The organism is Methylobacterium sp. NMS14P, from assembly GCF_028583545.1.
Classification (GTDB): domain Bacteria; phylum Pseudomonadota; class Alphaproteobacteria; order Rhizobiales; family Beijerinckiaceae; genus Methylobacterium.
In genome coordinates, this window is the sequence record NZ_CP087106.1 from 4,300,843 (window position 1) to 4,320,521 (window position 19,679).

Consider the following 19,679-nt stretch of genomic DNA (forward strand, 5'->3'; position numbering starts at 1 on the left):
CGGCGGTTTCGCGGCGGCCGCACCCGCTGAGGACGCGGCGGCCGGAAAGGACGGGCGGCCGGAGGGCCGCCGCGATCGGGAGGCTCAGGCCTTCTCGACCTGGGCGTACTCGAGCTCGACCGGCGTGGCGCGGCCGAAGATCGACACCGCCACCTTGAGGCGGGAGCGGGCGTCGTCGATCTCCTCGACGGTGCCGTTGAAGCTGGCGAACGGGCCGTCGGCGACCCGGACGGTTTCGCCGATCTCGAAGGAGATCGAGGGCTTCGGCCGGTCGACGCCCTCGGCGACCTGGCCCTTGATCCGCTCGGCCTCGGCGTCCGGGATCGGCACCGGCTTCGACTTGTCGGCGCCGAGGAAGCCCGTGACCTTCGGGGTGTTCTTGATGAGGTGGTAGACCTCGTCGGTGAGGTCGCACTTCACCAGCACGTAGCCGGGGAAGAACTTGCGCTCAGCGTCGACCTTCCGGCCGCGGCGCACCTCCACGACCTTCTCGGTCGGGACCATCACCTCGTCGAACAGCTCGGTCAGCCCGCGCTGGGCCGCCTGGTCCTTGATGGACTGGGCGACCTTGTTCTCGAAGTTCGAGTAGGCGTGGACGATGTACCAGCGCTTCGACACGGTTCCGTTCAACTCCGACAAGTCCCCGGGGTCACCCCGGTTCGGCGGCGATCCGCCCTCAGACGCCCAGGATCAGGCCGACCACGAAGCGCAGGGCCTGGTCGACGACCGTGAAGAACAGGCTCGCGGCCACGACCATCACGAACACCATGATCGTCGTGATCGTGGTCTCCCGGCGGGTCGGCCACGTGACCTTGCGGGCCTCGTCGCGCACCTGGGCGAAGAACTCGCCCGGCGTGGCGCGCTTCTGTGGCGCGCGGGCGGGGGTCGCGGGCCGGGCGGGCGGCGGATTCGCGGGACCGCGGGCCGCGCCGCGCACCAGGTCCACCTTCTTGGTCGCTTCGTTCGATGCCATGGCGCCAGTGTCTGTGCGTGTTCGGCCCCGAGGCAGAGACCGCATCCGGGAATGCGAATGTCGGCGCCGAGGACCCGGATGGGCCCGCACCGACGGTCGCTTCAGATCTCGGATTGCGCCCGCTCTAGCGCAACTCCCCCGGCTTGTCGACCGGGCCGCCGCGCGGGATCGGGCTGAATGTCTGGCAGGAGTGGAGGGACTCGAACCCGCAACCTCCGGTTTTGGAGACCGGCGCTCTGACCAGTTGAGCTACACTCCTAGCGCACCGCCCAATGCCCCATCGCGGCGCGGCTTGCAAGGGGTCGCGTGCGGGAAGCGGGCGGGTAGCGGCCGGGAAGCGGCACCGGGCAACCCCACGCCCCCCCGAAACGGCAACGCCGGCCCCCGTCGAGACGGGAACCGGCGCCGGAGAGGCGGAGCGGCGCGCGGCGCCGCTCCGGATCGGTTGTCAGTCGTTGATGGCGGCGACGACGCCGGCGCCGACGGTGCGGCCGCCCTCGCGGATGGCGAAGCGCAGCTTCTCCTCCATGGCCACCGGCACGATCAGCGCCACGTCCATGGTCACGTTGTCGCCCGGCATCACCATCTCGGTGCCCTCGGGCAGCGTGCAGATCCCGGTCACGTCCGTGGTCCGGAAGTAGAACTGCGGCCGGTAGTTGGTGAAGAACGGCGTGTGGCGGCCGCCCTCCTCCTTGGTCAGGATGTACGCCTCGGCCTTGAACTTCGAGTGCGGCTTCACCGAACCCGGCTTGCACACGACCTGGCCGCGCTCCACGTCCTCGCGCTTCGTGCCGCGCAGCAGCACGCCGACGTTGTCGCCCGCCTGGCCCTGGTCGAGCAGCTTGCGGAACATCTCGACGCCCGTCACCGTCGTCTTGGTGGTCGCCCGGATGCCGACGATCTCGACCTCCTCGCCCACCTTCACGATGCCGCGCTCGACGCGACCCGTCACCACCGTGCCGCGGCCCGAGATCGAGAACACGTCCTCGATCGGCATCAGGAACGGCATGTCGATCGGACGCTCCGGCTGCGGGATGTAGGCGTCCACCGTCGCCATCAGCGCCAGCACCGCCTCCTTGCCGATCTTCGGCTCCTTGTCCTCAAGCGCCATCAGCGCCGAGCCCTTGGTGATCGGGATGTCGTCGCCCGGGAAGTCGTACTTCGACAGCAGCTCACGCACCTCGAGCTCGACCAGCTCCAGGAGCTCCTCGTCGTCGACCATGTCGACCTTGTTGAGGAACACCACCAGCGCCGGCACGCCGACCTGACGGGCCAGCAGGATGTGCTCGCGGGTCTGCGGCATCGGGCCGTCGGCCGCCGACACCACCAGGATCGCGCCGTCCATCTGCGCCGCGCCCGTGATCATGTTCTTCACGTAGTCGGCGTGGCCGGGGCAGTCCACGTGCGCGTAGTGGCGGTTCTGCGTCTCGTACTCCACGTGCGCCGTCGAGATCGTGATCCCGCGCGCCTTCTCCTCAGGAGCCTTGTCGATCTGGTCGTAGGCCGTGAACGTCGCCCCGCCCGTCTCGGCCAGAACCTTCGTGATCGCCGCCGTCAGAGACGTCTTGCCGTGGTCAACGTGCCCGATCGTGCCAATGTTGCAGTGCGGCTTGGTGCGGGAGAACTTTTCCTTGCCCATGATTCCCATTCCTGCGGCGGGGACCACGCAAGGGCCCCGAATCCTGGTCAGCCGCCCCGAAGTTCCGACAGGGGCGAAAAACGCGGTCCGCTTAGAGGGTCGGCCGCCAGGGATCAAGCTCCGCGGCGCGCGGGGGCCCGATGACGGGCCCCGCTGTCAAGCGGCGGTGCAGAGTCTTGAACCTCGAAACATCAATCGCAGGCAGTATCCGCGCCGCTTTCGCGCCACAGTGTGGCTTCGCGGGCATAGCGGGATCCGTGCGGCCGAGCTTAAGTGGGGACAACAACGCGCCACCTCGGACCCCCGCCATGATGAAGAAGTTCCTCCTCGCCACCGCCGCCACGGCCCTGGTCACGACGGCCGCCTCCGCCGCCGACCTGCCGCGCCGCGCCGCGCCGCCGCCGGTCTTCACGCCGGTGCCGGTCTTCACCTGGACGGGCTTCTACGCCGGTCTCGAGTCGGCCTACACCTTCACCGATCGTGAGCGCATCACGACCGTCGGCGTCCAGCCCGGCAACGCCACCAACGTCGCCCTCGGCCGTCGCCCGTTCGCGACCTCGACCTCGCAGGACGGCTTCGCCAACATCGGCGGCACCGCCGGCTACAACTACCAGTTCACGCCGGGCGCCGGCATCGTCGTCGGTCTGGCCAACAGCATCGACTGGACGGACATCACTAAGAACCGGGTCGTGCTCGGCACCGGCAACGTCGCCGGCGGCCCGCCGAACATCAGCCAGTTCCGCCAGAGCCTCGACTGGCTCGGCACCCTCACCGGCCGCGTCGGCTACGCGTTCGACCGCGTCCTGGTCTACGGGATGGGCGGTCTCGCCTACGGCAACGTGTTCCACGACGCCAACTTCTACACCCCGGGCGGCCGCCTGCAGTTCGCCGGCCGCTACGACGACTTCAAGATCGGCTTCGCCTACGGCGGCGGCATCGAGTTCGCGCTGCCGACCGACAGCTTCCTGAACACCTTCGCGCTCGGCCGCTACATCGGCATCAAGTACGACGCCATCACGGTGAAGGCCGAGTACCTGCACTACGACCTCGGCAGCCAGAACGTGCTCGTCGGCGCGGTCCCGGGCGTGGGCACCGGCGCGTACATCTCGCGCTTCCGCACCGAGGGCAGCATCGTCCGCGCCGGCTTCAACTACAAGTTCGGCGGCCTCTGAGTCCGTCGACGCTGGGGTTTCCCGGCGGATCCATGCGAGGGCGGGTGCCGGTGTCGGCGCCCGCCCTTTCTCGTTGCCCGTCCGAGGCTCCGCGCCGACGCGCCCCGGACGGCGCCCGCCTCAGCAGGCGCGCAGATGCGCGACTAGCCGCGCGGCCGCCTCGTCCGCGGCGCCGGTATTGAGGATCGTCAGGTCCGCGGTGACGCGGCCCTCGCGGGCGAGACGCGCGGCCAGATCGCCGTCCTGCGCGCGTCCGCGGGCGGCGATGCGCCGCGCCAGGACCTCGGGCGGCGCCGTGATCTCGACGACGCTCACCCGGGGGCCGGCCTCCCGCGCCCGGGCGACGACGCGGCGCGAGACGTTGCAGACCACCACGTGGCCGTCGGCGACCCGCCGGCCAGCGGCCTCCGGGAGCGCGTAGCCGAGGCCGTGGGCGCGCCAGCTCAGGGTGAAACGGCCGGCCGCGCAGCCCTCGGCGAAGGCGGCCTCGTCGATCTCGTCGTTGTCCTCGTCGGCCGAGGGCGGCCGGGTGACGAGGCGGCGCGGGAAGACGTAGCGCGGATCGCCGGCCAGGCTCGCCCGGGCGAGCCGGAGCAGCGTATCCTTGCCGGCCCCGCTCGGGCCGACCACGAGGACGAGGCAGCCCGGCATCAGGCGACGCGCCGGCCGGCGCGCCAGACCTCGCGGACCACCGGCACCCCCTCGGCCCGCTGCACGCGCACGAGATCGGCCCGCAATCCGGGCGCGAGCGCGCCGCGATCGGTCAGGCCGGTGGCGCGGGCGGGGTTGCTCGTGACGGTGGCGAGCGCCTCGGGCAGCGTGATCGCGGGCGCCTGCTCGGGCAGCCGGAAGGCCGCCATCAGCAGGCTCGCCGGCACGTAGTCCGACGAGAGGATGTCGAGGTGCCCGGCCTCGGCCAGCGCCAGGGCGGCCACGTTGCCGGAATGCGAGCCGCCGCGGATCAGGTTCGGCGCGCCCATCATCACGGTGATTCCCTGCCGGTGCGCGGCCTCGGCCGCCTCCAGGGTGGTGGGGAACTCGGCCAGCCGCACGCCCTCGCCGACGGCGAGGTCGACGTCGGCCAGGGTGGTGTCGTCGTGGCTCGCGAGCGGGATGCCCATCTCGCGGGCGAACTGGACGAGGGCGGGCCGGTTCTTCGCGTTGAGCGCCCGTCCGTCGCGGACCTTGCGCTCGGTGTTGGCGCGGATCTCCTCCATCGGCCGGCCGCCCCGGGTGGCGTAGGTGTAGTACTTCTCCATGTCGCGGAACTGCCGCTGGCCGGGCGTGTGGTCCATCAGCGAGATCAGCCCCACCGGGTAGCGGGCCGTGAAATCTGCCACGGTGTCGAGCACGTCCAGGGAGGGCAGCTCGCAGCGCAGGTGCGTGAAGTGCTCGGCCCGGAACAGGTCCCCGGCCCGCGCGGCGGCGATGGCGCCGGCGAGCTGCTCCAGCTCGGCGCCGAGGCCGCTGCCGTCCGGGTCGCTGCCGGCGCGGAGCGAATCGAACACCGTGGTGATGCCCGAGGCGGTGATCTGCGCGTCGTAGGCCAGGACGGCGCCGAGGGGGTGCCAGCGCACCTTCGGGCGCGGCGCGAAATGGCTCTCCAGATGGTCGGTGTGCAGCTCGATCAGGCCGGGAATCAGGTGGTCGCCGCCGAGATCGAGGCCGCGCGCGGGCGGGCGCCCCTCGCCGATCTCGGCGATCGCCCCGTCCGACACCGCGAGCCAGCCGCGCTGCACCCGGTCCGGCAGGACCAGGGTCGCGTTCTCGAGGATGAAGTCGTCCATCGTGAAGATCCTCAGGCTGCCCGGGCGCGCGGCGCGAAGCGGGTGACATCGACCACCCGGGTCGCCACAGCGTCGCGCATCTCGCTGTCGTGGAAGATGCCGAGCACGCCGGCCCCGCCCCGGAGCTTCTCGCGCACGAGCTCGGCCACCACGGCGCGGTTCTCCGCGTCCAGGGAGGCGGTGGGCTCGTCGAGGAGCAGGAGCGGCCGGTCGGCGATCAGGCCCCGGGCGATGTTGACCCGCTGCTGCTCGCCGCCCGAGAAGGTCGCGGGCGGCAGGCCCCAGAGCCGCTCCGGCAGGTTCAGCCGGGCGAGCAGGGCCTCGGCCCGCGCCCGCGCCGCCGCTTCGGGCAATCCGCCCTCGCGGCCGGCGGCCTCGACGACGTCGAGGGCCGAGACCCGCGGGATCACCCGGAGGAACTGCGACACGTAGGCGATCACCCGCGCCCGCAGCGCCAGGACCGCCCGCGGATCGGCCCGGACGACGTCCACGACCGTGTCGCCGTCGCGGACCAGGATCGCGCCGCCGTCGCAGCGATAATTGCCGTAGGCCATCTTCAGCAGCGAGGATTTTCCCGCGCCGGACGGGCCGCCGAGCACCACGCACTCGCCGGGCTCCACCGACAGGCTCACGCCGCCGACCACCGGCAGCACGACGCCGCCGCGCAGGTGCAGGGTAAAGCTCTTGGCGACGTCCTGGAAGGTCAGTAGCGCGGTCATGCGGCGAGCACCGAGGCGACGAGGAGCTGGGTGTAGGCGTGCTCGGGATCGTCGAGCACGCGGTCGGTGAGGCCGGTCTCGATCACCCGGCCGGCGCGCATGACCATGATCCGGTGCGAGAGGAGCCGCGCCACCGCGAGGTCGTGGGTGACGATGATCACCGCGAGCCCCAGCTCGGCCGAGAGGCGGCGGATCAGGTCGAGGAGCCGGGCCTGGACCGAGACGTCGAGGCCGGAGGTCGGCTCGTCCATCAGCACCAGGCGGGGGCCGGTGACGAGGTTCCGGGCGATCTGCAGGCGCTGGCGCATGCCGCCGGAGAAGCGCGTCGGCGGGTCGTCGATCCGGTCGGCGGCGATCTCGACGCGGCCGAGCCAGTCGAGGGCCTGGGCGCGGATCTGCCCGTAGTGGCGGTCGCCGAGCCCCATCAGCCGTTCGCCGACATTCCCGCCGGCCGAGACCGCCATGCGCAGGCCCTGGGCCGCGTCCTGGCGGACGAACCCCCACTCGGTGCGCATCAGCGCCCGGCGCCCGGCCTCGCTCAGAGTGCCGAGGTCGCGCAGCGCGCCGTCGCGCGTCCGGTAGGCGACCGTCCCGGAATCGGGCGCCAGCTCGGTGGCGATGAGGGAGAGCAGCGTCGACTTGCCGGAACCGGACTCGCCCACGATCGCCAGCACCTCGCCGGGAACGAGGTCGAACGACACGTCGGCGCAGGCGAGGCGGGCGCCGTAGCGCTTGGTCAGGCCGCGGACCTGAAGCAGGGATTCGCTCATCGGGTCGCCTCCGCGGCGTCGGGCAGGAAGGGGGGATCAAGGCGGAAGCTGTAGCCGTAGCGCTCGAAGCCGAGGCTCTCGTAGAAGGCGTGGGCCGGCTTGGCGTCGACGTTCGACGACAGGGCGAGCTTGTAGCAGCCCCGCGCCTCGGCGAGCCGGGCCGCCTCGTGGATCATCGCCCGGCCGTGGCCGCCGCCGCGGTGCCGGGACGAGACCACGACGCTCTCGATGAGGGCCGACGGCGTGCCCCAGTGGGCGATGTTGTCGAGGATGACGAGGCAGAAGGTGCCGACGACCGCGCCGTCGCGTTCGGCCACGTAGAGCCCGTAATCGGGATAGGTCGCGAGCCGGTCGAGGAGCGCCCCGGCCTGCTCCAGGGTCGCCACCCGCCCGCCGTTCAGCTCGGCGTAGAGCTCGAGGATCGCGGGGAGGTCGGGCTTCCCGGCCCGGCGGACCGTGAGGTCGCTCACGCCGCGTCTCATGTCGCGTCTCATGCCGCGTCCCCCGTGCCGACATGGCCGTCCGCGCGACGCCCCTCGCAATGGTCGGTATCCGAGCACACGAACATCCGCCTTCCGGCATCGTCGAGCAGCATCTCGTCGAGATAGACGCCCTCGGCGCCGCACAGGGCGCAGGGCTGGTCGAAGTGCTGCACCCGGAACGGGTGGTCCTCGAAATCGAGGCTGCGCACCCGCGTGTAGGGCGGCACCGCGTAGATCCGCCGCTCGCGGCCCGCGCCGAAGAGCTGGAGCGCGGGGCAATCGTCCATCTTGGGATTGTCGAACTTGGGCGTCGGCGACGGGTCCATCACGTAGCGGCCCGCCACCTCCACCGGGTACGCGTAGGTGGTGGCGATGTGGCCGTGGCGGCTGATGTCCTCGTAGAGCTTCACGTGCATGGCGCCGTACTCGGCCAGCGCGTGGAGCTGGCGCGTCTCGGTCTCGCGGGGCTCGAGGAAGCGCAGGGGCTCGGGGATCGGCACCTGATAGACCAGCGTCTGCCCCTCGGTGAGCGGCGTCTCGGGGATGCGGTGGCGGGTCTGGATCACCGTCGCCTCCGCGGTGCGGGTGGTGGTGGCCACCCCGGAGGTCTTGGCGAAGAAGCGGCGGATCGAGACCGCGTTGGTGGTGTCGTCGGCGCCCTGGTCGATGACCTTGAGCACGTCCGAGCGGCCGAGGATCGCGGCCGTCACCTGCACGCCGCCGGTGCCCCAGCCGTAGGGCATCGGCATCTCGCGGGAGGCGAAGGGCACCTGGTAGCCCGGCACCGCGATGGCCTTGAGGATGGCCCGGCGGATCATCCGCTTCGTGCCCTCGTCGAGATAGGCGAAGTTGTAGCCCGATTCGCTCTCCGGGCGGTGCGCGATCGCGGCGCTCATTCGGCGGCCTCCTGCATCTCGACGGCGTCGGACCTGCGCTCGAACTCGGCGCGTAGCCGGCGAACAAGTTCCAGCTCGGCCTGGAAGTCGACGTAGTGGGGCAGCTTCAGGTGCTCGACGAAGCCGGTCGCCTGGAGGCTGTCGCAGTGGGCCAGGACGAATTCCTGGTCCTGGGCCGGGCTCGCCACCGGCTCGCCCAGCTCCTCCGCGCGGAGCGCCCGGTCGACCAGGGCCATCGCCATCGCCTTGCGCTCGCTCTGCCCGAAGCTCAGCCCGTAGCCGCGGGTGAACTGGGGCGGGACCGCCCCCGAACCCTTGAACTGGTTGACCATCTGGCACTCGGTGAGCCGCACGCGGCCGAGCGGCACCGCGAAGCCCAGCTCCTCGGGCACGAACTCGACCGCGACCTCCCCGACCCGGATCTCGCCGACGAACGGGTGGGTGCGGCCGTAGCCGCGCTGCGTCGAGTAGGCGAGGCCGAGCACGAAGCCCTCGTCGCCCCGGGCGAGCGCCTGGAGGCGCAGGGCCCGGTCGGCGGGGTAATCCACCGGCTCGCGGGTGAGGTCGCCCGCGGGCGCGCCGTCGTCCCGGGGCGAGGGCTCGATCAGGCCGTCCCGGGCCAGCAGGTCGGTGACGCGCGGGCAGGTGCCGGCATCGGCGCGCGGCTCGGCCTCGGCGGCGGCCTCGGACGCGGTGTCGGACGCCGTTTCGGCCGCGAGCGCGAAGTCGACCAGACGGTGGGTGTAGTCGAAGGTCGGCCCGAGCACCTGCCCGCCGGGCAGGTCCTTGAAGGTCGCGGAGATCCGGCGCTCGACCGCCATGGCCCCGGTGTCGACCGGCACGGAGGCGCCGAAGCGCGGCAGCGTGGTCCGGTAGGCGCGGACCAGGAACACCGCCTCGACCACGTCGCCGCGCGCCTGCTTGAGCGCCAGCGCCGCGAGGTCCGGATCGTAGAGCGAGCCCTCGGTCATGACCCGGTCGACGAGCAGCGCCATCTGCGCGCGGATCTGCGCCACCGAGAGTTCGGGCAATGCGGGGTCGCCCCGGCGGGTCTCGGCGAGGAGCCGATGGGCGTTGTCGATGGCGGCCTCGCCGCCCTTCACGGCCACGTACATGGGTCAGGCCTCCGTGACCGTCGTGGAGCGCGGCAGACCGGCCACGCGGCCGGGCGCGGCGAGAATCAGGTCGACGCCGAGGGGGAAGCCCGCGCGGTTCTCCGCGAGCTGTGCCACGAACCCCTCTGGCAGGGGTTCCGGCGCGATCCGGGCGGTCCCCCGGATGCCGGGGCCGGACAAGTGCAGCCCCTCCCCCTCCGCGAGCGCGTCGAGGGCGAGCACCAGGGTCGTGGCGGTGTCGGGATAGGCCGGCGTCCCGGGGGCGAATCGGCTCAGCGGCGGGCAGCGCGCGGGCTCTCGGACCAGCGCGAAGGCCGCCGCGGCCGGGTCGTCGGTGAGCGGCGCGCCGGTGTGGAAGCGCAGGTATTCCGCGACCTCCGGCGCCGCGGCGAGGGCCGGATCGAGCCAGACCGGCGTGTCGGCGTCGGTGAGCGTCAGCGCGACGGCGGCGAGTTCCGGCGTCAGGGGCGCGGGCGGCGCGAGGCCCGGCGCGAGGGGCCGGACGCGGCCGGGGCGGGCGAGGGCGTCCATCACGGCGCGGAACGTGTCCTGCGCGTCGTGGACCGGGTCGGCGAAGCCGGGGGCGAGCATGCTCAATCCTCTCCGCGGGCGAGGGTCAGGAAATCGACCCGGGTGGCGGCCGTGCGCCGGGCCGCCCGCGCGCGGTGCTCCGCGAGCCGCCGGGCGGCGGGTTCCAGCGCGGCCTCGACCCGGGCGCGCCGGCCGGGATCCTGCCAGAGGGCGTCGAGGATGGCGGCGAGCCGCGCCTTCGCGCGGTCGCGGCCGAGATGGTAGGCGAAGCCCGCCGGACCGTCCGCGAGGCGGATGGCGGCCCGCGTCACGCTGACCTCGCCGAAGTTGAACGGGCGCCCGTCGCCGCCGATCCGGCCCGAAGCCATCACGAGGCCGGTCTCGGGCGGGCGCAGGTCCGCGGCGGCGGGCGCGTCGAGGCCTGACACGGCCGCCTCCAGATCCGCGCGGCTCGCCTCGGCACAGAGGGCCATGACGGCTTGGCGCGCCGCGGTCTCGCCCTCGGATCCCGGATGTCTCGGGGTCGTCGTCATCGCGAATCCCTTCGTCGCTCGGTTGTCTAGGTGTATAGACAACTGGCGTGCGCCGCACAAATGAAGTTTGGATGACAGGATGGATGCGCAGGAGCAGGCGGCCGGCCTTGTCCGGGGCGAGGGGCTGACGGCGTGGCGGCAGATCGCCGACGCGCTCACGGCCGAGATCGCGGCGGGGCGCTACGCGCCGGGACAGCAGCTCCCCGCCGAGGCCGCCCTGGCGGCGCGGTTCGCGGTGAACCGGCACACGGTGCGGCGCGCCCTCGCGGCCCTCGCGGAGGGCGGACTCGTGCGCGCCAGCCAGGGCCGGGGCACCTTCGTGGAGGAGGCGCCGCTCGCTTACCCGATCGGGCCGCGGACGCGCTTCTCCGAGATCGTCGCCGGGGCGGGGCGCGAGGCCTGGGGCGACCTCGTCGCCGCGACCACGGTCCCGGCCGGGCCCGAGCAGGCGGCCTCCCTGGCCCTCACCCCCGGCGCGCCGATCCTGGAGCTGCTGACCGTCCACCGGGCGGATGGCGCCCCGCTCTCGACGGCGCTGACCTGGCTGCCGCTGCCGCGCTTCGCGGGCTTCGCCGAGGCCTACGCGGCGCGCGGCTCGATCACCCGGGCCTTCGCGACCTGCGGCGTCCACGACTACACCCGGCTCTCGACGCGGATCCGGGCCCGCCCCGCGGATCCCGCGGAGGCGCAGCGCCTCGACATCGCGCCGGGGCGGGTCGTGCTGGTGGTGTCGAGCGTCAACATCGATCCCGCCGGCGTGCCGATCCAGGCGAACCGCACCCTGTTCGCCGCCGACCGCGTGGAGCTGGTCATCGGGGGATGATGCGGCGTCCGCGCGATGGCCGCGCGACGGCCTCGGCACTTCGTCCTCGCGAGCGGAGCGAAGCAATCCAGGGCAGCGCGACCCTGGGTCATCGCGCTCCGCTCGTGATGACGGAGAGCCGAGGCGCCCGTCAGCGCATCGCGGGCCCGATGATCGCCCGGCGCAGGCGGGTCGAGACCCAGTCGATCGCCGCCACGGTCACGAGGATCATCAGCACCAGGAAGGCGACCTGCTGCAGCTCCAGCACGCGGATCAGCTCGGTGAGGTACTGGCCGATGCCGCCCGCGCCGACGATGCCGATGATCGTCGCCGAGCGGGTGTTCGACTCGAAGAAGTACAGGACCTGGCTCGCCAGCACCGGCAGCACCCCGGGGATCAGCCCGAAGCGGATGCGGTGGAGCGCCGAGCCGCCCGAGGCGACGACGCCCTCGCCCGCCCGCTTGTCGCAGGTCTCGATCGCCTCCGAGAACAGCTTGCCGAGCGCCCCGAAATCCGAGCACGCGATCGCGAGCGCCCCCGCGAACGGGCCCAGGCCGACGACGTTGATCCAGATCAGCGCCCAGATCAGCACGTCGACCGAGCGCATCACGTCGAGGCCGCGGCGGACCGCGAACCGCGCGAACGGGTTGGGCACGACGTTCCGGGCCGCCAGGAACGCCACCGGGAAGGCGAGGATCGCCGCCGTCAGCGTGCCCAGGAAGGCGATGCCGAGGGTCTCGCCGAGCGCGTGCAGGAAGGTCCAGAACTGACCCTCCGGCGATGGCGGCAGCATCAGCATCGCGAAGGTGCCGAGCCGCCCGAGCCCGTGGAGGATCCGCGCCACCGAGAAGTCGAGGCGCCAGTATCCGAACGCCGCGAGCCCGACCAGGACGACGAGCAGGGCGGCGAGCCGCGCCCGCCCCGGCCAGTCGGTGCGGAACTTCGCGGGGTAGCGCGCGCGCAGGCGGGCGAGGTCGGCCCGGGCCGCCGCCCGCAGGGCCTCGGGACGCGCGCTCATCGGGCCTGCTCCGCGCCGAGCAGGCGGTGGCGGACCCGCTCGGTGGCGAGGTCGATGCAGAAGACGGTCAGGATGATCAGCACGAGGATCGCGCTCACGTCCGCGTAGTAGAAGTTGCGGATCGCCACGAGGAATTCCTGGCCGATGCCGCCGGCGCCGACGAAGCCCATCACCCCGGCGCCGCGCACGTTGATCTCGAAGCGCAGCAGCGCGTAGGAGGCGAAGTTCGACAGAACCTGCGGTAGGACCGCGAAGCGCACCGTCTGGACCCAGGTCGCGCCCGAGGCCGACAGGCCCTCGACGGGCCGCATGTCGATGTTCTCGACCACCTCGGAGAACAGCTTGCCGAGCGCGCCCGTAGTGTGGATCGCGATGGCGAGCACGCCCACCATCGGGCCGAGGCCGAAGGCGATCACGAAGATCAGCGCGAACACCACCTCGGGGACGGTGCGGCACAGCTCCAGGAGGCGCTTGGCGCCGACGCGCAGCAGGCGCGACCGCACGAGGTTGGCGGCGGCCACGAAGCTGAGGGCGAAGCCCGCCAGCCCGCCGAGCAGCGTGCCGAGATAGGCCATGAGCAGGGTCTCGCCCAGCAGGCCGAGCCATTTGGGCAGCCCCCAGTACCAGGCGCGGACGTCCTCGAGCGGGTGCTCGAGGCCGATCGGCGGCAGGATCTGCTGGATGTAGGCGGTGAACTTGCCGATGTTCTCGGCGAAGACCAGCGGCCGCACCTCGGCGATCAGGCCGGCGACCACGGCGAGCGCCGCCACCAGGGCGAAGCCCGCCAGCGTGCGGCGGCGGGCCTCGCCGGTCGCCGCCGCGTAGAGGCCGGAGAGGGCGGCTGCCCGCTCCGGCGACAGGGGTGTCGGACCGCGCAAGGCGGGCGGCTCCGGATCAGGACTTCCGGCGCTGCTCGTCGTTGAACCGCAGCATGTCGATGATCGGCTGGTAGTCCTTGAGGGTCACCGGCGTGAGATCCTGGTCCTTGCCGTCGGAGAGCCGGTCGAACGCGGCCTTGTCGGCCTTCGGCAGGGCCACGAAGGCGTCGCGGATCTTGGCCTTCAGGTCGTCCGGCAGGCTGGCCAGCACGGCGAAGGGCCCCTCCGGCAGGAAGTCGGACTTGAACACGATCCGGAAGTCCGACTGCTGCATCGGCGTGCCGTCGGGCTTCTTGAGCATGCCCTTGGCGGCCATGCGGGTGACCATCGTGTCGGTCTCGGAATTCCACAGGTTGGCGGCGGCGTCGGCCGTGCCCTGGGTGAGCGCCAGCACGGCGTTCTCGTGGCTGCCGGCGTAGAAGGTCTTGCCGAAGAACTTCTCGACGTCGTAGCCGGCCCGCTTCAGGAAGAAGCGCGGCGCCTGGTTGCCGGAGGTCGAGTTCGGATCGACCAGCGCGAGGTTCTTGCCCTTGAGATCCTCGACGGTCTTGTAGGGGCTGGAGGCCAGCACGTAGACCACCGAATAGTAGCCCGAGGCGCCGGTCTCGTGCTTCTGGTTGACGATCGGCTCGATCTTCACGCCGGTCATCACGGACCTGGCGAACGAGGCCGGCCCGTACCACGCGATCTGGATGTTGCCGGCGCGCTGGCCCTCGATCACGGCGGCGTAGTCGCTCGCCACCCGCAGCTTCACCGGCACGCCCAGCGTCTTGGTCAGGTAGGCGGTGAGCGGCGCCCAGCGGTCGGCCGTGCCCGAGGCGTTCTCGGCCGGGATCACGCCCAGCGTCAGCTCCGGAAACTGGGCCTTCCAGTCCTGGGCGGCGGCCGGCAAGCCGAGGAGGGCGAGGGCCGTGGCGGCGGCGGCGAGGGTGCGTCGGGTGATCATCGGGTCGTCCTTCGTGGCGTCGGCGAGGTTCGGCCGGCCGGAGGCCGGTCGGGCGTTTCCAAAGCGGCGTTCGTTGGCGGCTTCTGTTGGGGCCCGAGGCCCGGATCAGGCGCCGAGGGCGGCCTCGCGGACCGGCCGCGCCGGCACGAGACCGGGCCGGCCCGGCATCGCGGCCCGCTGCTCCGCCTCGCGCTGCGCGGAATCGTCCAGCACCTCGCCGGCCTCCAGGCCGTAGAGCCGGCGCGCCACGTCCTCGGTGAGGTCGAAGGGGCCGCCCTCGAACACGACCCGCCCGGCCGCGAGGCCGACGAGGCGGTCGCAGTAGGCGCGGGCGAGGTCGAGGGAGTGCAGGTTGCACAGCACCGTGATGCCGTAGCGCCGGTTCACGTCGGCGAGCGCGTCCATCACGAGCCGGGTGTTGCGCGGGTCGAGGGAGGCGACCGGCTCGTCGGCGAGCAGGATCTCGGGCTCCTGCACGAGGGCGCGGGCGATGGCGACGCGCTGCTGCTGCCCGCCCGACAGGCCGTCGGCCCGCTGGCCGGCGAACTCGCCCATGTCGAAGCTCTCCAGGGCGGCGAGGGCCATGGCCCGGTCCTCGGCGGACCATTGCCGGAGCAGGGAGCGGTGGGTCGGCACGTGGCTGAGGCGCCCCATCAGCACGTTGGTCATGACGTCGAGCCGGCCGACGAGGTTGAACTGCTGGAAGATCATGGCGCAGCGGGTGCGCCACTCGCGCAGCGGGCGGCCGCGCAGGGTCGTCACCTCGCGGCCGTCGTGGAGGATGCGCCCCGAACTCGGATCCGCCAGCCGGTTGATAAGGCGCAGCAGCGTGGACTTGCCGGCGCCCGACCGGCCGATCACCCCGACGAAGCTGCCGGGCTCGATCCGGAGCGACACGCCGTCGACGGCGCGCCGGTCGCCGTACTGGCGCGTGAGATCCTCGATAACCAGCATGCAACCATCCGCCGCGGAATGGCCGCACGTAGACGCCGGTTTGACGACGATTGGATGACGTATTCGAGACGATTATATTTGCCGGCGCAGCATCTCGGTTTTATCGATAGCCGACTTAATCTTCGTGGCGCTCCAGGAATGCTTCGATCGGCAGACCGCGGAAATCCGGCAGCGCCCGGCGCAGGCGCTCGTGGTCCCAGTCCCACCAGGCGAGGCGCATCAGGCGGGCGGCGATCGCTTCGGGGAAGCGGTGCCGGACCGGCTTGGCGGGATTGCCGACGACGATCGTGTAGGGCTCCACGTCGCGGGTGACGATGGCGCCCGCCCCCACCACGGCGCCGGTGCCGACGGTGCGCCCGGGGAGGACGACCGCGCCGTGACCGATCCAGACATCGTGGCCGATCGAGACCGGGCTCGCCCGGCGCCGGTCGAAGAAGGCGGGCTCGTCCGATTCCTCCGGCCAGTAGGCGCGCGCCCGGTAGGTGAAGTGCGCCTGGGAGGCGCGCTCCATCGGGTGGTTGCCGGGATTGATCCGCACGCCGGCGGCGATCGAGCAGAACTTGCCGATCGCGGTGTAGATGACCTCGCCGTCCTGGCCGATGTAGGAATAGTCGTCGAGGACGGTCTCGGTGAGGCGGGTGCGGGCGCCGACCTCGGTGTAGCGGCCGAGGCGGCTGTCGACGACCCGGGCGCTCGGATCGAGCGCCGGTTCGAGGCCGAGGGGACGGTCAACCACGGGCATCTCCGAAGGGCAGGCGCGCCAGGAGCCGGAACGGCCCCGACCCGTCCTGGGTCAGGAGGCTGACGGCGTCGATCCGCAGGGGCTCCGGTCCGGCGGCGGCGTAGGCCTCGGACAGGCGCCGGTGCCAGCGGTCGCGCTCCGCCTCCGGCAGGGCGTCGGTCAGGGTCATGTGGAAGCGGAAGGCCTCGAACACGTACGGGTAGCCCCAGCGGTCGAGCAGCGCGCGGCCGCGCGGGTCGAGGCGCTCCGGGCGGCGCTTGGCGCGCTCGGCCTCGGTGAGCGGCGCCCGGAACGGGTCGAGGGCGGCGACGCACTCGGCGGCGAGGAGCCCGAGTTCCGGCGGCGGGGCCTCCGGTACCAGGGCGAGGAACGGCCCGAGGGCGGCGACCCGGAGCGGGCCCATCGCCACCGGCGGGTGCGCGGCCGCGAGGGCGCGGGCCGCGGCGACGAGGTCGGCCTCCCCGGTGCCCGGGGCGAGGCGCAGCGGCGCCTTGAGGGTGGCGTGGAACCCGTAGACCCGCGCGCCCGCCGTGACGGGTGCGAGATCGCCGAGACCCTCCGGGTGCGGGACCGGCAGCCCGGAGACGTTGTCGGTGCCCAGGATCGCCCGGCCGAAGGCTTCGAGGCGCGAATCCGGGGCGGGCAGCCAGTAGAGGGCGTAGCGGCGCGACACGTCAGGGCCTCCGATCGCCGTGCGGTCAGGCCGTCGGCGCGTAGGTGCGCGCGTCGGCGGCCCGCCGGGGGCGCACGTCCATGGCGTTGCCCCGCCACACGATGGCGCTCCGCATCCAGGCGCCGACCCAGATCGCCGGGATCAGGACGTCGCGCGCCAGGAACGCCGCCAGCATGCGGGGCGAACGGTGCCAGCCCGCACGGGCCGCGAGCCGGTGCTCGGCGGCATAGCACAGGGCGGCGAGGCCGGCAGCGCCGGCCAGGCCCGCGAGGCTTCCGGCCCAGAGGGCGACCAGGAGCGCCGGCAGCAGGACGCCGCTGCCGATCTCGGGGGCGAAGAACAGCGGGAAGGTCACGCGGCGCAGGCGCGCCCAGCGCAGCTGCCGCGACCAGACCTCCCGGAAGCCGCGCGGGCCGAGCGGCTGCTCGAACGGGCTCGCCACGAGGTGGACCCGCTTGCCGGCGGCGCGCACGAGCTTGGTGGCGGCCGCGTCCTCGGCGATCTCGGCCGCCAGCGCCTGGAGCCCGCCCTGCGCCTCCAGGAAGGGCTTGTGCCAGAGCATGCTCTTGCCCTGCGCGAAGCCCAGCCCGAAGGCCTCGGCGGCGTATTGCCAGCGCGCCTGCAGGGTGTTCAGGAAGGCGCACTCCACCTCCGCCATGAAGCTGCCGGGGCGGGCGCCGGCCGGGGTGGAGCAGACGAGGCCGGTCTCCGCGCGCCACGCCGCCTGGAGCTGCTGGAGGTAGTCCGGCGGCATGGCCACGTTGGAATCGGCGAGCACCACCCAGTCGTGGGCGGCGGCGCGCCAGCCGCGCAGGCAGTTGTTGAGCTTCGGGTTCGCGCTGACGCGCTCGTCGCCGAGGATCAGGCGGGCGGGCACGCGCGGGTGGGTCTCGATCAGGCGCTCCACCATCGGCACGATCGGGTCGGCCGGGTCGGCCACGCAGAAGATCAGCTCGTAGGCCGGGTAGTCGAGGCGGAAGCTGCGGACGAGCATCTCCTCGCTGTAGGCCTCGACCCCGCGCAGGGGTCGGACCAGGGAGACGGGCGCGCCGTCCGGGAACCGCGACGGGCCGTGATCCCGGCCGAGGCGCCGGGCCGCGACGGCGATGCTGCCGATCTGGACGAGGGCCAGGAGCGCGCCGAGGGACAGGGCCGGCATCGTGGCGTCAATCATGCGGATCCCTCGTGCGATCGGGCGAGCGGTCCGGTCCGCTAGCGGCCCGACCGCGTCAGGCGTGTGACAGCGGCGCCCGACGCTCTCGGACACGCTCGCCGACGCGCGGCGTCGCGGGCCGTCACCCAACCGTCACCGCGCGGTTTTAATCCCCGTTCACCACGAAAGATTCCGCGCGAGGGTTCATGTCCGATTCCGCCGTGATGCCGTCGGGGGCGGTGGGAGACCGGCAGGCGGGCGGCCCGCGCCTCGACCACGGGATGCATCTCGGCGGGGTGGTCGCGTTCCTCCTCGTCCTGGTGGCGGGCCTCGGCTACGCGGTGGTGAGCCTCGTCGCGGACATGAACGCGGTCGGGGAGGCGCCCCTGGCCTACGGCGCCTTCGCGCTGCTCGGCCTCGCCCTGCTGATCGCCCTCGCCTTCGAGTTCGTGAACGGCTTCCACGACACCGCCAACGCGGTCGCCACGGTGATCTACACCCACTCGATGCCGCCGCTCGTCGCGGTGATCTGGTCGGGCTTCTTCAACTTCCTCGGCGTGATGCTGTCGTCGGGCGCCGTGGCCTACGCCATCGTGACGCTGCTGCCGGTCGAGCTGATCCTCAACGTGGGCTCGCACGCGGGCTACGCGATGATCTTCGCGCTGCTGCTGGCGGCCATCATCTGGAACCTCGGGACCTGGGCCTTCGGGCTGCCGAACTCGTCGTCCCACGCGCTGATCGGCTCGGTGCTCGGCGTCGGCCTCGCCAACCAGCTGATGAGCGGCGGCGACGGCACCGCGGGCGTCGACTGGACCCAGGCGCTCAACGTCTTCAAGGCACTGCTGTTCTCGCCGGTCTGCGGCTTCGTGCTCGCGGCGCTGCTGCTGCTCGCCCTGAAGTTCGCGGTGCGCCGGAAGGACCTGTACGAGGCGCCCAAGGGCGAGGCGCCCCCGCCCCCGTGGATCCGCGGCCTGCTGATCCTCACCTGCACGCTGGTGTCGTTCTTTCACGGCGGCAATGACGGGCAGAAGGGCATGGGCCTGATCATGCTGATCCTGATCGGCGCCGCCCCCACCGCCTACGCGCTCAACCGCACCATGGCGGACGACACGACGCCCGCCTTCGTGCAGGCCTCGACGGCGGCGAGCACGGTGTTCTCCGCCCGCGCCCCCGGCGCGGCGGTTCCGGACGCCGCCGCCGCGCGCCGGACCGTGACGGAGGCGCTCAAGACCAAGGCGCTGAACACGCCGCCCGTCTACGCGGCCCTGGCGGCGCTCTCGAACGACATCGCCGCCAGCGTGAAGAGTTACGGCGCGATCCGCACGGTGCCGGCCGCCCAGACCCAGAACCTGCGCAGCGACATGTATCTCGCCGCCGACGCGGTGCGTGTGCTGCCGAGCGCCGGGGCCGACTTCTCGGAGGCCGACAAGGCGGACCTGAAGCGCTACGCGGGCCTGCTCAACGACGGCACGCGCTACATCCCGGGCTGGGTGAAGGTCTGCGTCGCCCTGGCGCTGGGTCTCGGCACCATGGTCGGATGGAAGCGGATCGTCGTCACGGTGGGCGAGAAGATCGGCAAGACCCACCTGACCTACGCGCAGGGCGCCTCGGCCGAGATCGTCGCCGCCGGCACGATCGGGCTGGCCGAACTCTACGGCCTGCCGGTCTCGACCACCCACATCCTATCATCCGGCGTCGCCGGGACGATGGCGGCCAACGGCTCGGGGCTCCAGATGTCCACGGTGCGCAACATGGCGCTCGCCTGGATCCTGACCCTGCCGGCGGCGATCACCCTCGCGGCCGTGCTGTTCTACCTCCTGCGCCACGTGTTCTGACGCGGGTCCGGCCCGGCCGGGCCGGAGACCGCGCTCCGCCCCCCGACGAAGCGGCCCGGTC

22 protein-coding genes and 1 tRNA gene are annotated in these 19,679 nt (G+C 72.5%); 3 read left to right on the plus strand and 20 right to left on the minus strand.

The window, feature by feature from the left end; genetic code table 11:
- Window positions 1–84 precede the first annotated feature (84 nt).
- The 4 genes from nusG to tuf all read right to left on the minus strand — a co-directional run bounded on the left by nusG (window position 85) and on the right by tuf (window position 2,612).
- Window positions 85–618 carry a transcription termination/antitermination protein NusG gene (gene nusG / locus LOK46_RS20350; RefSeq protein ID WP_012320778.1) on the minus strand — a complete coding sequence of 178 codons (534 nt, stop codon included), beginning with the start codon at window positions 616–618 and terminating at the stop codon, window positions 85–87.
- 58 nt (window positions 619–676) lie between these two features.
- Window positions 677–973, minus strand: coding sequence for a preprotein translocase subunit SecE (gene secE / locus LOK46_RS20355; RefSeq protein WP_012320779.1), 297 nt, complete (start codon window positions 971–973; stop codon window positions 677–679).
- Between the two features lie 182 nt (window positions 974–1,155).
- Window positions 1,156–1,232, minus strand: a tRNA-Trp gene (locus LOK46_RS20360).
- Between the two features lie 189 nt (window positions 1,233–1,421).
- On the minus strand, window positions 1,422–2,612 hold the full coding sequence (gene tuf, locus LOK46_RS20365) for an elongation factor Tu (protein WP_012319185.1): 1,191 nt from the start codon (window positions 2,610–2,612) through the stop codon (window positions 1,422–1,424).
- Between the two features lie 308 nt (window positions 2,613–2,920).
- Here tuf and LOK46_RS20370 point away from each other — a divergent pair, with 308 nt between their 5' ends.
- The gene (locus tag LOK46_RS20370) at window positions 2,921–3,784 is read left to right on the plus strand and encodes an outer membrane protein (RefSeq protein ID WP_273560220.1); all 864 of its coding nucleotides are present in this window, start codon (window positions 2,921–2,923) and stop codon (window positions 3,782–3,784) included.
- Between the two features lie 120 nt (window positions 3,785–3,904).
- On the opposite strand, the gene phnN is transcribed toward LOK46_RS20370, so the two are convergent.
- From phnN to phnG, 9 genes are read right to left on the minus strand one after another with little or no spacing between them, the layout of a single operon-like run.
- On the minus strand, window positions 3,905–4,435 hold the full coding sequence (gene phnN / locus LOK46_RS20375; RefSeq protein WP_273560222.1) for a phosphonate metabolism protein/1,5-bisphosphokinase (PRPP-forming) PhnN: 531 nt from the start codon (window positions 4,433–4,435) through the stop codon (window positions 3,905–3,907).
- Window positions 4,435–5,571 carry an alpha-D-ribose 1-methylphosphonate 5-triphosphate diphosphatase gene (locus tag LOK46_RS20380; protein WP_273560224.1) on the minus strand — a complete coding sequence of 379 codons (1,137 nt, stop codon included), beginning with the start codon at window positions 5,569–5,571 and terminating at the stop codon, window positions 4,435–4,437. Before LOK46_RS20380 ends, phnN begins: the two co-directional genes overlap by 1 nt.
- A gap of 11 nt (window positions 5,572–5,582) precedes the next feature.
- Entirely contained in the window at window positions 5,583–6,290 is a 708-nt protein-coding gene (gene phnL, locus LOK46_RS20385; protein WP_273560226.1) for a phosphonate C-P lyase system protein PhnL, read from the minus strand.
- The gene (phnK, locus tag LOK46_RS20390) at window positions 6,287–7,060 is read right to left on the minus strand and encodes a phosphonate C-P lyase system protein PhnK (protein WP_273560228.1); all 774 of its coding nucleotides are present in this window, start codon (window positions 7,058–7,060) and stop codon (window positions 6,287–6,289) included. The genes phnL and phnK overlap by 4 nt, the downstream gene beginning before the upstream one ends.
- Window positions 7,057–7,530, minus strand: a complete 474-nt coding sequence (locus tag LOK46_RS20395) for a GNAT family N-acetyltransferase (protein ID WP_273560230.1) — start codon at window positions 7,528–7,530, stop codon at window positions 7,057–7,059. Before LOK46_RS20395 ends, phnK begins: the two co-directional genes overlap by 4 nt.
- 20 nt (window positions 7,531–7,550) lie before the next feature.
- Window positions 7,551–8,438, minus strand: coding sequence for an alpha-D-ribose 1-methylphosphonate 5-phosphate C-P-lyase PhnJ (locus tag LOK46_RS20400; RefSeq protein WP_273560232.1), 888 nt, complete (start codon window positions 8,436–8,438; stop codon window positions 7,551–7,553).
- Entirely contained in the window at window positions 8,435–9,553 is a 1,119-nt protein-coding gene (locus tag LOK46_RS20405; protein ID WP_273560234.1) for a carbon-phosphorus lyase complex subunit PhnI, read from the minus strand. The genes LOK46_RS20400 and LOK46_RS20405 overlap by 4 nt, the downstream gene beginning before the upstream one ends.
- Before the next feature lie 3 nt (window positions 9,554–9,556).
- On the minus strand, window positions 9,557–10,144 hold the full coding sequence (gene phnH / locus LOK46_RS20410; protein WP_273560235.1) for a phosphonate C-P lyase system protein PhnH: 588 nt from the start codon (window positions 10,142–10,144) through the stop codon (window positions 9,557–9,559).
- Window positions 10,145–10,146: 2 nt separating this feature from the next.
- Window positions 10,147–10,617, minus strand: coding sequence for a phosphonate C-P lyase system protein PhnG (phnG, locus tag LOK46_RS20415; protein WP_273560237.1), 471 nt, complete (start codon window positions 10,615–10,617; stop codon window positions 10,147–10,149).
- Between the two features lie 79 nt (window positions 10,618–10,696).
- On the opposite strand from phnG, the gene phnF reads away from it, so the two are divergent.
- Window positions 10,697–11,440 carry a phosphonate metabolism transcriptional regulator PhnF gene (gene phnF, locus LOK46_RS20420; protein WP_273560239.1) on the plus strand — a complete coding sequence of 248 codons (744 nt, stop codon included), beginning with the start codon at window positions 10,697–10,699 and terminating at the stop codon, window positions 11,438–11,440.
- Between the two features lie 130 nt (window positions 11,441–11,570).
- Here phnF and phnE (LOK46_RS20425) read toward each other — a convergent pair whose 3' ends face one another.
- The 7 genes from phnE (LOK46_RS20425) to LOK46_RS20455 form a co-directional block, all read right to left on the minus strand.
- A complete protein-coding gene (gene phnE, locus LOK46_RS20425) occupies window positions 11,571–12,437 on the minus strand; it encodes a phosphonate ABC transporter, permease protein PhnE (protein ID WP_273560241.1) in 867 nt (288 codons plus the stop codon).
- On the minus strand, window positions 12,434–13,315 hold the full coding sequence (gene phnE, locus LOK46_RS20430) for a phosphonate ABC transporter, permease protein PhnE (protein ID WP_273560243.1): 882 nt from the start codon (window positions 13,313–13,315) through the stop codon (window positions 12,434–12,436). Before phnE (LOK46_RS20430) ends, phnE (LOK46_RS20425) begins: the two co-directional genes overlap by 4 nt.
- 16 nt (window positions 13,316–13,331) lie before the next feature.
- Complete coding sequence (gene phnD, locus LOK46_RS20435; protein WP_273560244.1) at window positions 13,332–14,261, minus strand: phosphonate ABC transporter substrate-binding protein; 930 nt, start codon at window positions 14,259–14,261, stop codon at window positions 13,332–13,334.
- A gap of 105 nt (window positions 14,262–14,366) precedes the next feature.
- Entirely contained in the window at window positions 14,367–15,215 is an 849-nt protein-coding gene (phnC, locus tag LOK46_RS20440) for a phosphonate ABC transporter ATP-binding protein (RefSeq protein WP_273560245.1), read from the minus strand.
- Window positions 15,216–15,330: 115 nt separating this feature from the next.
- Entirely contained in the window at window positions 15,331–15,951 is a 621-nt protein-coding gene (locus LOK46_RS20445; RefSeq protein WP_273560247.1) for a DapH/DapD/GlmU-related protein, read from the minus strand.
- A complete protein-coding gene (locus tag LOK46_RS20450; RefSeq protein WP_273560248.1) occupies window positions 15,944–16,630 on the minus strand; it encodes a DUF1045 domain-containing protein in 687 nt (228 codons plus the stop codon). Before LOK46_RS20450 ends, LOK46_RS20445 begins: the two co-directional genes overlap by 8 nt.
- Before the next feature lie 25 nt (window positions 16,631–16,655).
- Entirely contained in the window at window positions 16,656–17,804 is a 1,149-nt protein-coding gene (locus tag LOK46_RS20455) for a ceramide glucosyltransferase (RefSeq protein WP_273560249.1), read from the minus strand.
- 185 nt (window positions 17,805–17,989) lie between these two features.
- On the opposite strand from LOK46_RS20455, the gene LOK46_RS20460 reads away from it, so the two are divergent.
- Complete coding sequence (locus LOK46_RS20460; RefSeq protein WP_273560251.1) at window positions 17,990–19,618, plus strand: inorganic phosphate transporter; 1,629 nt, start codon at window positions 17,990–17,992, stop codon at window positions 19,616–19,618.
- Window positions 19,619–19,679: the final 61 nt, after the last annotated feature.